This window comes from Caulobacter sp. 1776 (assembly GCF_040545685.1).
Taxonomy (GTDB): Bacteria; Pseudomonadota; Alphaproteobacteria; order Caulobacterales; family Caulobacteraceae; genus Caulobacter.
This window is the reverse complement of the sequence record NZ_JBEPMI010000004.1, coordinates 476,648-488,624: the sequence shown is the minus strand read 5'-3', so window position 1 is coordinate 488,624 and position 11,977 is coordinate 476,648. Positions and strand designations below refer to the sequence as shown.

At 66.1% G+C, this 11,977-nt stretch carries 8 protein-coding genes; 4 read left to right on the top strand and 4 right to left on the bottom strand.

Annotation, left to right across the window (positions count from 1 at the left end):
- Positions 1-205: 205 nt before the first annotated feature.
- The 3 genes from ABIC66_RS13620 to ABIC66_RS13610 all read left to right on the top strand — a co-directional run bounded on the left by ABIC66_RS13620 (position 206) and on the right by ABIC66_RS13610 (position 2,533).
- On the top strand, positions 206-730 hold the full coding sequence (locus ABIC66_RS13620; RefSeq protein WP_354070819.1) for an RNA polymerase sigma factor: 525 nt from the start codon (positions 206-208) through the stop codon (positions 728-730).
- Entirely contained in the window at positions 727-1,779 is a 1,053-nt protein-coding gene (locus ABIC66_RS13615; RefSeq protein WP_354070818.1) for a FecR family protein, read from the top strand. Before ABIC66_RS13620 ends, ABIC66_RS13615 begins: the two co-directional genes overlap by 4 nt.
- A 142-nt stretch (positions 1,780-1,921) precedes the next feature.
- A complete protein-coding gene (locus ABIC66_RS13610) occupies positions 1,922-2,533 on the top strand; it encodes a hydrolase (protein ID WP_354070817.1) in 612 nt (203 codons plus the stop codon).
- Between the two features lie 77 nt (positions 2,534-2,610).
- Here ABIC66_RS13610 and ABIC66_RS13605 read toward each other — a convergent pair whose 3' ends face one another.
- From ABIC66_RS13605 to ABIC66_RS13590, 4 genes are all read right to left on the bottom strand, one after another.
- Positions 2,611-3,093 (bottom strand): cupin domain-containing protein, encoded by a 483-nt coding sequence (locus ABIC66_RS13605; protein WP_354070816.1) that lies wholly within the window; start codon positions 3,091-3,093, stop codon positions 2,611-2,613.
- Positions 3,090-4,010: an alpha/beta fold hydrolase gene (locus ABIC66_RS13600; RefSeq protein WP_354070815.1), complete on the bottom strand. Its 921-nt coding sequence runs from the start codon at positions 4,008-4,010 to the stop codon at positions 3,090-3,092. The genes ABIC66_RS13605 and ABIC66_RS13600 overlap by 4 nt, the downstream gene beginning before the upstream one ends.
- Positions 4,011-4,094: 84 nt before the next feature.
- Positions 4,095-7,100: a TonB-dependent receptor gene (locus tag ABIC66_RS13595; RefSeq protein ID WP_354070814.1), complete on the bottom strand. Its 3,006-nt coding sequence runs from the start codon at positions 7,098-7,100 to the stop codon at positions 4,095-4,097.
- Positions 7,101-7,493: 393 nt separating this feature from the next.
- Positions 7,494-10,286, bottom strand: coding sequence for a TonB-dependent receptor (locus tag ABIC66_RS13590; protein WP_354070813.1), 2,793 nt, complete (start codon positions 10,284-10,286; stop codon positions 7,494-7,496).
- 372 nt (positions 10,287-10,658) lie between these two features.
- Here ABIC66_RS13590 and ABIC66_RS13585 point away from each other — a divergent pair, with 372 nt between their 5' ends.
- Positions 10,659-11,975, top strand: a complete 1,317-nt coding sequence (locus ABIC66_RS13585) for an MFS transporter (RefSeq protein ID WP_354070812.1) — start codon at positions 10,659-10,661, stop codon at positions 11,973-11,975.
- Positions 11,976-11,977 lie beyond the last annotated feature (2 nt).

Here is an 11,977-nt window from a genome sequence, read left to right as displayed (position 1 = left end):
CGTCCGCCTGATAGGGACTACGCAACGACGCGAAAATTCCGCATCGGCGTCCGGAAGACGGCGGCGAGAAAACGGCCCGATGAGGATTATCGCCGGGCCTGCGTTCTGCCTTTTCGGACGGCCAACCGCGCCGACCATGGAGATGACGCCCGATGCCGTTGGACAGGGATTGGAGTCTCTGATGGGAATGGCTCGAGGGGAGCTCATGACCGACGCCGACGCCGCAGCGCGCGCTGACGCCTTCGCTCGCCAGGCGGCGGCGATGCGCGGTCCGCTGGCCGTCTACTTCCGCCGCCGAGTCCGCAACGGTTGCGAGGTCGAAGACTTGGTCCAGGAAGTCTTCCTGCGCCTGACCGTGCGGGGCACGCCCGACACCGCCGACCACGCCAGCGCCTACATCTTCCAGATCGCCGCCAGCGTGCTGGCCGATCGCTATCGCCGCCGAACGGTCAGGCACGCCGACGAGCATGTCGCGCTGGATCCGGAGCTTTCGGGCGACCAGGATTTTGACCCAGCCAGGATCTATGCCGGCAAGCAGGCGCTGAACGCCGCCGCCGCCGCGTTGATGACCATGCCCGAACGCACCCGGACGATCTTCCTGCTCAGGCGATTGGATGGCCTGCGACACAAGGCTATCGCCCTTCAATTGGGCATCTCGGTGAGCGCGGTGGAAAAGCACCTGATCCGAGCGATAGAGCACCTGATGGCTCACGGGGGAGACGCCCGATGATCCGCGCCGTTCTGACTCTCGCTGATGTGCGCGGCCTCAGCCCCGCCCAGGCCGCCGCGCGTTGGATGGCGTGCGAAGACCTGACCCAGCCGCCGGAACGTGACCAGTTCCAACAATGGCTCGACTCCAGCCCGGACAACCAGGCCGCTTGGCACGCCGTTCAGCGAATGTGGGACGCGTTCGACGACGCCGAGGACAACGATCTGATCGCCGCCCTGGGCCGCGCGGCGCGTCAGGCCGGACCCGCGCCCGCGCGATCGTACTGGCCGCCAGTCATCGCCGCCTCACTCGCGGTCGCCGTGGTATCGACGATGCTGCTGGTCGGGTTTCAGGCGGGGTGGTTCAGCCAAGGCATGAGGCCGCCGGCCGGCGACCGTGTCCAGGCGAGCCCGCTCCAGGTGGCCAGCGGCGCGGATTACACGACCGGGCCGGGGCAGAGGTCGATCGTCGACCTGCCGGATGGCTCGCGCCTGACCCTGGACGCCGACAGCGCCATCGACGTCGTCTTCACGGGAAAGACGCGCGAAGTGCGCCTGCTCCGTGGCCACGCGTTCTTCGACGTGGCCCATGACCCGGCCCATCCGTTCTCGGTCGACGCCGACAGCCGGATCGTCACCGCCCTGGGCACCCAGTTCGACGTCCTCCTCTCGGCGGGCGCGATGCGCGTGGTTTTGGCCCAGGGAAGCGTTTCGGTGAGAAATGCTTCTGGTGATGCGTCGATGATCAAGCTCCGCCCCGGCGAGGCATTCGAAGCCAAAAGCCGTGCGACGGGCAAGGTGTCGACGATCGATCTCGATGACGCCCTGGCCTGGAAGCAAGGCGTCGTGGAATTCCAGGACGAACCGTTGGCGACGGTCGTGGCCAAGCTCAACCGCTATACGCGCGCTCAGATCGTCATCAAGGACCCCAGGGTCGCGTCGATGCGGATCACGGGTCTGTTTCGCACGGGCGACATCGGTCGGTTCGGCCGAAGTGTATCGCAAGTCTTGCCGGTCAAGCTGGTAGCGCGGGACGCAAACACCTTTGAGCTGGTCGCGAGCAAGCGCTAACTTCGCTAGTGTTAATGGCGTGAGATCGATGAGGATTTTCTGAGAAATCGCGTTCTCCGGATTAGGAGCATTTTCGAGTTCTTGGACAGATCTTGGACGAGAGGTCGAAGCCGCGCTCCGTAACGCCTGGAGACGCCTCAACATGACTTCGCCCTCGACCATACGCGATCCGCGGTCCGATGAGCTGCTGACGCCGCAGAACGCCGCCCTGGCGATCATCGACTTCCAGCCGGTTCAGGTCTCTTCGATCGTCACGATGGAAAAGCGCCTACTGGTCGCCAACGTCGTGAACCTGGCCAAGACCGCTAGGCTATATGACCTGCCGGTGGTGCTCACGACGGTCAATGTGGCCACCGGGCTCAATACCCCGACCATCACGCCGATCACCGATGTGCTGCCGGGCGTCAGGCCGATCGACCGCACCGCCATCAACGCCTGGGAAGACGAGGACTTCGTGGCGGCGGTCAAGGCCACCGGCCGCCGCAAGCTGATCATGGTCGCGCTGTGGACGGAGGTCTGCCTGGCGTTCCCAGCGCTGGACGCGCTGCGCGAGGGCTTCGACGTCTTCGCCGTCGTCGACGCCGTGGGCGGCACCTCCGAACTGGCGCACCGCGCGGGGATCGAGCGGATCGTCCAGGCTGGCGGCAAGCCCGTCAGCTGGATCCAGGTGGCCTGTGAGCTGCAACGGGACTGGAACCGAGCCGCGACCGCTCCGGGCTTCGCCGAGATCGTTCTGAGATCCGTCGGGCACTGATCGACCGAACAACAGTAAGGGGCGGGACCATCGGCCCCGCCCCTTTATCCATGTGTCGACCACGCGTCCTCGCGTGATCAGGGCTTGGGCGCGTTCGCCGCCTCGACATAGTCGGTGCTCGTCGGGCCGAAGCCGGAGATGTAGACGACGGCCCCCTCAGGACCGGTCATGGCGAAGTGTTCGACCCCGGCCGGTTCGCTGTAGAAGCCGCCGGGCGGCAGCGTCTTGACCAGGGCCTCGTCGGCCTTGCGCCCATAGCCGAAGCGCCAGACGCCGGCGACGACCACGGCGGTGCGGTCGTCGCGGTGGCTGTGGGCGGCGATCCGGACATTAGGCGGCGCTCGCAATGCGATGGTGTAGGGGCCGGGCCTGGTCGGATCGCCGTAGAGGATGGTCGTGCGGATGCCGGCGACGCCCGAGGTGCCGGCCGTGGCGCCGCCCTTGACCAGGCCATCGATCTCCGACGGGGTCAGGCGCAGCAGGCGATCCTGGGCCGAAGCGACACTGGCGAAGGCGACCAGCAGGAGCGCGACCCCGGCGATGGCGAGGCGGCGGCTCATGGCTTGGCGTCCAGAAAGCCACGCACCAGCGCCACGGTGGCCTTGGGGTTTTCTTCCATGATCCAGTGACCGGAGTCGGGCACCACGCCTTCGGTGACGTTGCTGGCGGCGAAGCGCATGACCGTGGCCATCATCGGCCCGAACGATTTCTCGCCGCCCAGCGCCAGCACCGGCATGGTCAGCTTGCCCTCGGCCATGAAGGCCTTGTTGTCGACCGCGTCCTGGTCAAAGGCCGCGAACTGCGAGAAGCCGCCATGCATGGCGCCAGGCAGGGCGTAGAGCTTGGCGTAGTGTTGGCGGGAGGCCTCGGTGAAGCGCGCGGGGGTGGCGGAGAATTCGTTCCAGAAGCGGTCGAGATAGATGCGCTCGCGCCCGGCGACCAGCCGCTCCATGTCCGGACCGCCGAACCGGAAGTGCCAGAGCAGAGGGTTCTTGAGGATGTCCTCCCACGGCCCGACGCCGGGCAGAGGCGCGTCAATCAGCACGAAGCGGCGGACGCTGTCGCGATGCTCGGCGGCGAAGGCGTAGCCCACCATGTTGCCGATGTCGTGCGTGACCAGGTCGACCTTGGTGATCTTCAGAGAGGCGAGCACCCCCGCCACGTCGCCGCCTTGGGTCTTCTTGTCGTAGCCGCCCGACGCGGGTTTGGACGACAGGCCAAGACCTCGCAGATCAGGCACGATCACGGTGTGGTCCTTGGCAAGATCGGCGGCCAGGGGCTCCCACATGTCGCCGGTTTCGCCATAGCCGTGAAGCAGCACAACGGCCGGCCCCGAACCGCCGACGCGGACGTGGATCGTGGCCCCGTTGGTCGTAATCTCGTGAGTCTTGAATCCGGCCGGGAATGGTTTGACCTGGGCTAGGGCCGAGGTCGAAAGAAATAGAGCGGCCAGGGCGATGGGGGTGAACTTGAGCACCTGCTGTCTCCGGAGTTCTGGGCGTCCGGGCGGACGCCTTCACCAGGGGAAACGCAGGTCTTCGGGGAACCCTCACCCGGGATCCTAGAAGTGGCCGGAGACGCTGAGTTCGAAGCGCCGCCGCCGGGGATCGCCGCGATAGTCGTAGCCCATGTTGTTGGCGTCGGCGACGATCGGCGGCGTGGTGTCCAAGAGGTTCTGCACGGCGATCCGAACCTCGAGCGCCTTCAGCGCATGGCCCGCCGCGAGATCGAACCGGCGCCGGGCCGCCAAGTCCAGATAGACGCGTGATGGAATGTAGGTCCGCGCCTGGTTGTGGGCCGCGTTCTGGACGACGACCGTGCTGAACGACGAATAGAGCGGACTCGAGCGGCCCAGGTACTGGACGTTCAGATCCATCAGCAGCGGGCCGCGTTCCCATTGGACGCCGGCGTTGCCCCGCCATTCGAGGGGGCCATCGCGAAAGCCGACGCGGTCCAGCCAGGGCGTTCCGGGCCGGCGACGGGTTCGCAAGATCGGCTGCCATGTGCCGGAGCCGTAGAGCTGAATGTCACCCCCCAGAACGGGCGGCAGCGTCCAGTCCACCTGCGCGTCCAACGTTTCGGCGACGGTCCGCCCAACGTTCGCCAGTCCGGTATAGAAGGCGATGATCCGGCCGGCGGTGTAGCCCAGGGCGGCGTCGGCCGCGGACAGGGGCTCGCGGACGATGCGGTTGGGATAGCGCTCCTCGGCGTCGATCACCTGCTGGGGGTTCAGGCCGGACATCCCGATCTCATCGCGGATCTCGACCCGGGAAGCGTCGACGGACAGGCGCGGGCCGCCGCGCCCCGAGGGATTGAACACCACGCCGATCGATCGCGTGAGGCCCTTTTCCTGGCCGATGTCATGCCAGCCGCTCCGGCCCCAGCGGAAGGGTCCGTCGGCCAAGAGGTTGCGCCCGCCACGCTTGGGATCGGTATAGGGGCTACCGAGTGGGTTCGTGGTCAGGATGGTGATCTCCTGAAGATGGCTCATGTCCGGCGGCGACTCGCCGGTCGCCGCGCTGGCTCGCACCATCAGCCAGTCGGTCGGAAACGTCCGGGCCCCGAAGGTGAACACGTCGGCCTGATGGCGGACGGTGGTGCGGACATAGCTAGTGACTCCGGTCAGCAACGTGTCGGGAAAGGTTGTCCGGACGCCGTCTCGGCGAAGCGCCAGTTGCAACTCCAGACCCCGCGCGAGCACGACCCGCGAGTCGCGGGGTAAGAGAGGCGCGCGCAGCTCGACATAGGCGGACGTGACGCGTTGGATCCGGTCGGGCGTGGGAGTCTTGAATAGTCCGCCTTCACCGAGGCTCGAAATTTCGGTTCCCGGCATCCGTTCTCGCCGGACCTCGCCCAGCAGCGTCGCGGTCAGGGGGCCGCCCGGAAGCGTGACGAGGGGGCCTGCCGCGCGTATGACGCCGCTGCTGAACTGTGTGGTTAGGCGGCTGTGTTCCGCCAACGGGACGGTATAGGCCATCATCGCCGATCGCAGGCTCGCATAGTCCCCGAGCGGGATGACCGGCGCCTGGCCATGTGCGCCGACAAAGCCATCCCAAAGAGGATTGCCGATGGTGGAGAGGACGGTTCTCCCTTCCCGCCGGATGTCCAGTAACGACCGGCCGACCGTGTAGTCGGCGGACGCCTGCCAGCGTCCGGGAAGGGGCGCGATCAGCCCGCCGGTGAGACGGCTGACGTCGACGGTGACCGCCTTCCTATCGACGAGGTCCGGCAGCGGAAAATAGAAATAGACCGAGTTGTCGAACAGGTTGCCGGCCGCGTTGGCGTGGCTCAAGCTCCGGAACCCGGGCGCTCTGGCGGTCGTGGCCCGCCCTTCGTCGTGAAGGTCCACGCCGTCGATGAAGGCCTCGATCCGGTCGCCGAATCTGCGACGCGCGCTGAACAGGAGAGAGTAGGTCCTGGGCGCCGAGAGCAGCGAGGTGTCGTCGCCGGCCATGCCGGTAGCCGGCTCGGTGGGTAGGCGGCCGGCATTGGCGATCAGGACAGCGGCCTTCTCTTGCGGCGTCCCCTGAAAGTTCAGCGGCAGGAAGGTATAGCTGCCGCCCAGGACGGTTCCGCCATACGCGGCGTCCAGCCGCAGCGGCTCGCCTTGCCCGCTGCGGACGGTGATCGCGTTGACGGGCCTCTGCTGCAGCAGGAAGGCGGCCGGACTGTTTTGCGCCTGCCATTCGAGCGACCGGCGAGCATAGTCGCGCTGGCCGACGGTCAGCTTCCCCGCCGTGGCGTACGAGGCGGCCAGCATCACGTCCGTGCGCCCGTGGTCGGGTGTGAAGCCGAGACGCGCCTCGATGCGCCCGCGACTCGCATCGCCGCGGCTGGTGACACCCGAAATCACTCTGAGGTCCGCGCCGCGGTAGTCGCGTTTCAGCACCAGGTTGACGACGCCGCCGATGGCGGTGGGACCATGGATGCCGCCGGCCGTGGCGGTCAGGGTCTCGATCCGCTCGATCGCCCCGAGCGGGATGGCGTTGATGTCGCTCTGGGCCAGGCCCGCCACCCGGGACGGCAGGCTCGGCAGCCTTCGGCCGTCGACCAGCACCAGGGTCCTCTGCAGGCCGACGCCACGCAGGTCGATCGCCGAGTTGGTCGCGCCGGTGTAGGTCACATCCTGGCTGGGCGAAATCACCTGACCGTTGGCCGGCAACCGCTCTCGCAGGAACTGGTCGACATTATCCTGCGGCGCAACGGCCAGGTCGCGTTGTCCGGCCACCCGATAGGGCTGAATGTCGTTCTCGGTGCGTCGGATGTCGGCGTTCTGGGTGCGTCGGCCCAGGATCAGCACTTCGGAGATCGCGCCGTCGCCCGGGTCCGCGATTTGCCGCCGTGGCAGTTCGAACAGCACGAAGACGCCGTCGGGCGTGATCCGGTATCCAACGCCGGACCCGACCAGCAGCAGCGCGACGGCCTGCTCGGCGGTCAGCGGCCCCTTGACGGCTGGGGTTCGCCGTCCCCGGACCAGGTCGGCCGAATAGAGGATGTCGAGGCCGTTCTCCCGTCCGAGTTCGGCGAGCGCGCCCTGCAGGGAGCCGCCGCGGATGTCGACAAGCATCGGCGCGCCATGCGCGGGTCCTGCCGTCCCGGCCAGCGCCAGCAGCGCGCTAGCGCAAGTCCAGGGCCACGGTTTACGTCGATGCGAGCGCATGCCTTCCCCAAAGGCGCAGGATCCCGCCGCGCCCCGATCCGAGAGGGCCTTACGCGCACTGGAGACGATAAAGCGCGGTTCTTATCCCCGTACCGTGACGGGCGCGAGTCCTTCCCGCATCTCCTCGGACGTCATGGGGTTTTGCGACACCGAATCTGGCCGATGCAGGGCGCCGTCGCCGATTTGGACGGCGGGACTGGAGTCTTCGCAGCCCGTCGCTAACGCCAGACAAGAAAACGCGCCGCCCCTGGGAGGAGGGACGGCGCGAGTATCCAGGCGGGGGGTAAAACGGAAGGACGCCTAGAAGTTATAGCGAAGGCCGACGATGAACTGGCGGCCGCTGTGGGTGTAGACGTTCAAGCGATTGCTATCGCCGACGTACTGATCGTTGAATTCGTCGGTCAGGTTCACGCCTTCGAGCGAAAGCTTCAGGTTGTCGCGGATGTTCCAACTGGCCTGCATGTCGACATTCAGGGTCTCGTTGGTGCCATGGACGGTGTTGCCGTCGCTGCCCGGGACCTGGGTCAGATAGCCGGCGCGATAGGCCAGCGAGCCGCGCACGCTCCACTTGTCGGTCTCGTAATAGAGCGTCGCGTTGGCGGCGTTCTTCGACAAGCCGATCAGGTCGTTGATCACCACCGGCGCGCCCGCCGCCGACGAGGTCGGATATTCGATCTTCGAGGCGACATAGGTGTAGTTGGCGATCACGCCGAAGTGGCTCATCCAGCCTGGCAGGAAGGTGAGGGGCTGCTGGACGTTCAGCTCGAAGCCTTTCAGGTCGCCGCCCTTGGTGTTGATGGGCTTGGAGACCTGGAACAGCATGTCCGGCGTCGCGGTGGTGCCGGCGATCAGCGAGTCCGGCAGGCCCAGGGTGTTGTAGACCCGCTGTTCGCTCTGGGTCGCGACGAAGGTGTCGATCTTCTTGTAGAAGAAGCCCGCCGCGAACATCGTGCCCGACGACGGATACCATTCCAGCGAGACGTCGAGGTTCTTGGACTGGGTCGGGTTCAGGTACGGGTTGCCCGAGCTGAAGCTGCGGTTGGCGCCCTGTACCGCGACGTCGCCGCCGGGCGACAGCGAGCCGATGCCCGGGCGGGCGATCGTCTTGGCGGCGCTGACGCGGGCCACGAAGGTGTCGGTGACGTCGGCGGCCAGATTGAAGGATGGAAGCGTCAGGTCGTAGTCGCGCTTGACTTCGACCCGCTGGACCGACCCGCCGACGGCGGCATAGCCGGCCGATTCCTGTTCGGTGTGGACGCGGCGGACGCCGGCGTCGCCCCTGAACGGGATGCCGAAAGCCTCGAACCGATAGTCGGCCTGGACGTAGGCGCCGGTGTCCCGCTCCTCGACCGCGCCGTACTGTCCACGGGCCGAGGTGTTGTTGGTGCCGGTCAGGGCGTAGATGCCGGTGTTGCTGTAGATGCCCAGCAGGGCGTTGTACTTGTCGATATCGGGGACCAGCCAGGCGGTGGCGTTGCCGGACGGCAGGTCCAGGTTCTTACCGAAGCCGCTGAACACCTTGGACACCGAGGCCAGTTGGGCGGGGGTCAGGGTCTGGCTGACCGTCTCGCTGGTGCGGTACAGGCCGTAGCTGTCGTACTCGAACTTGCGCCAGTCGACGCCGGCCTTGATCTTCAGGTTCGAGCTGGCTTCCCACTCGCCATAGACCTTGGCGGTCGAGAACTGGTTCTCGACGAAGGTTGGGCGGATACGGACTTCCGACGTGCCGTTGATGGCCGACCAGTTGGCGGGATCGGTCGGGTCGAAGCCCAGCAGAATCTGCGGGGCGCGGCCCTTGCGGAAGTCGTAGCTATAGTTCTGGCTGTTGAGCCGGTCGAACGTGATGATTGTCGAGACAGGCTGGGTAAAGGTCGAGTCCGCGAAGCCCATCAGGGCACCGACCACCAGCTTCGAACCGAAGTTGTGCTTGGCCGACAGGGTGGTTTGCTTGAATTCCGTGTTCAGCTCGTCATATGCTGACTGGGTGCGCAGATCGACATTGTCCATCCGGGCATAGACCAGGTCGGTTCCCTGCACGACGCCGTCCCGGATGATCGTCTCCGGCTTGCCGGTCGTGGCGCGGGACAGGCCGATGGCCTGCAGCTGGGCCTCCTTCCGCACGCCGGCCAGATAGGCGTACAGCATGTCGAGCGTGATCTCGGTGTCGGCGTCCGGCTTGTACTGGATGGAGCCGGCCAGGCCCGTGCGCTTGTTCTTGATATCGTAGCTGACATAGGCCGGGATGCGCGGGGCGAAGATGCCGGTGGTCGTGTTGGTGTTGTTGATCTGGGCCAGCGTGTAGCCCGGCACCGTGGAGGCCGCGTTGAATCCACCGTTGCTGCCGCCGACAGCCCAGCGCGTGATGTTGGCGCCTTCTTCCTTCAAATGACGCTCTTCGTAGGCGGCCGAGATCAGAACGCCCAGCTTGCCGTCGAAGAAGGTGCGGCTGGCCAGGGCCGAGACGCGCGGCGTGGTCTTCTCGGACAGGTCATTGTAGCTGGCGCCGGCCGACAACACGAGCTGGGGCTTGCGGCTGTCGAAGGCGCGCGAGGTGTTCAGATCGACCGTGGCGCCCAGCGAGCCTTCCTCGACGTCGGCCGAGGCGGTCTTGCGCACGGCGATGCTGTTGAAGAGGTCGGAGGCGAAGACATTGAAATCGAAGCCGCGGCCGCGGTTGGTGCCACCACTGTTGGCCGTGCCGCCGGTGGTGGAGATGGCCTCCATGCCGTTGATGCGAACGCGGGTATATTCCGAGCCGAGGCCGCGAACAGTGATCTGGCGACCTTCGCCGTTGATGCGTGAGATCGAGACGCCTGGGATGCGCTGTAGTGACTCCGCCAGGTTCAGATCGGGGAACTGGGCGATGTCCTCGGCCTTGATCGCGTCGACGACGCCGGTCTCATTGCGCTTGATGTTCATCGCGCTCTGCAGACTGGCGCGGAAACCGGTTACCACGACAGCTTCGACTTCGTCCGGCGCGGGCGCGGCGGGGGCGGCCTCTTGAGCCGCGGCGGCGCCCGCCAGGGTTAGGGCCAGGGCCGAGGCGCTGAGCGCCAGGACGGCGCGCGCGGCCGGTTTGCGAGTGTTCGACATGTTGCCTCCCAGTTGCCCGCATTCGCGGGTCCTTTTCGTGCCGAAGGCGGTCGAACCACCTTCTTTGATTGGCGTCAGGATAGGAGCGGGTGTTCGTCGAGGGCCAATCCCAATCGGGTATGAACCTATGCGCGTTCGGCACGGATTAGCCGCCGACCTTGGCCCAGAAGGCCGATTTCAGCTGAGTTTCGTGGAAAAGTGGCGCTCAGAGGCTTCCGCAAGGCGGGGTTCCGATACGGAAACGGTACGGATCCATGTCTCGCTTGGATTGGTCGATAGGCGAATTGACTTAGACCTTGTTCCCCGGCGCCTCTAGCGTCGCTGGGATGGATGCCGACGGCAGATCGGCTCTCGAATAGGGAAGAGGCGCGTATGACCGACACCACCAAGCGAACGCGGGTGCGCTGGCTGATCATCACGGTGCTCTTCATCATCACCACGATCAACTACGCCGACCGCGCGACCTTCTCGATCGCCGGCCAGTCGGCGTCGAAAGAGCTGGGTCTCGACCCCGTGGCGATGGGCTACATCCTGTCGGCGTTCGCCTGGGCCTATGTCCTAGGCCAGATCCCGGGCGGCGCGCTGCTGGACCGGTTCGGCTCCAAGAAGATCTATACGATCGCCTTGCTAGCCTGGTCGGCCTTCACCGCCCTGCAGGGCTTTGCCGGCTTCTTCACCGGCCTGACCGTGGCGATCGTGCTGTTCGGGATGCGCTTCGCGGTCGGCTTGGCGGAGTCGCCGTCTTTCCCAGCCAACGCCCGTATCGTGGCGGCCTGGTTCCCGGGACCGGAACGCGGCACGGCCTCGGCGATCTTCAACTCGGCCCAGTATTTCTCGCTGGTCGCCTTCGCGCCGCTGATGGGCTGGCTGGCCCATGCGTTCGGCTGGCGCTCGGTGTTCTGGGTGATGGGCGCGGTCGGCGTCGTGGCGGCCCTGTTCTTCGTCAAGCTGATCCACAGCCCGATGCTGCACCCGGCGGTCAACCAGGCCGAGGTCGACTATATCGAGGCCGGCGGCGGTCTGGTGCGGATGGAGGAGGCTTCCACCTCGAACGGCGCCGCCTTCAACTGGGCCAATGTCAGCCAAGTGCTGACCAGCCGGATGCTGCTGGGCGTCTATCTTGGCCAATACTGCATCAACGTGCTGACCTATTTCTTCGTTACGTGGTTCCCGATCTACCTGGTCAAGGACCGCGGCCTGTCGATCCTGCAGGCGGGCTTCACCGCCGCCTTGCCCGCGCTGTGCGGCTTCGCCGGTGGCCTGCTGGGAGGAATGATCTCGGACGGCTTGCTGAAGAAGACCGGCAATCTCGACATCGCCCGCAAGACGCCATTGCTGCTGGGCATGGTGCTGGCCACCTGCATCGTTCTCTGCAACTACGTCGAGCAGGAGTGGCTGGTCATCGTAATCATGGCCGCGGCGTTCTTCGGCAAGGGTGTCGCCTCGCTGGGCTGGGCGGTGGTGGCCGACACCTCGCCCAAGGAGATGGCCGGCGTGACGGGCGGCATCTTCAACACGTTCGGCAATGTGGCCGGCATCGTGACGCCGATCGTCATCGGCTACATCGTCAAGGCCACGGGCTCTTTCGACGGCGCGCTAATCTTCGTCGGCGCCCACTGCGGGATCGCGATCCTGGCCTACTTCCTGATCGTCGGGAAAATCCAGCGTCTGGAACTGAAGGCGGCCTGAGC

What these genes read in the sequence shown, in the direction of transcription:
- ABIC66_RS13590 (WP_354070813.1), bottom strand. Translation starts at nt 10,286, where the DNA reads ATGTCGAACACTCGCAAACCGGCCGCGCGCGCCGTCCTGGCGCTCAGC.
- ABIC66_RS13595 (WP_354070814.1), bottom strand. Translation starts at nt 7,100, where the DNA reads ATGCTTGTCGACATCCGCGGCGGCTCCCTGCAGGGCGCGCTCGCCGAA.
- ABIC66_RS13610 (WP_354070817.1), top strand. Translation starts at nt 1,922, where the DNA reads ATGACTTCGCCCTCGACCATACGCGATCCGCGGTCCGATGAGCTGCTG.
- ABIC66_RS13585 (WP_354070812.1), top strand. Translation starts at nt 10,659, where the DNA reads ATGACCGACACCACCAAGCGAACGCGGGTGCGCTGGCTGATCATCACG.
- ABIC66_RS13615 (WP_354070818.1), top strand. Translation starts at nt 727, where the DNA reads ATGATCCGCGCCGTTCTGACTCTCGCTGATGTGCGCGGCCTCAGCCCC.
- ABIC66_RS13605 (WP_354070816.1), bottom strand. Translation starts at nt 3,093, where the DNA reads ATGAGCCGCCGCCTCGCCATCGCCGGGGTCGCGCTCCTGCTGGTCGCC.
- ABIC66_RS13620 (WP_354070819.1), top strand. Translation starts at nt 206, where the DNA reads ATGACCGACGCCGACGCCGCAGCGCGCGCTGACGCCTTCGCTCGCCAG.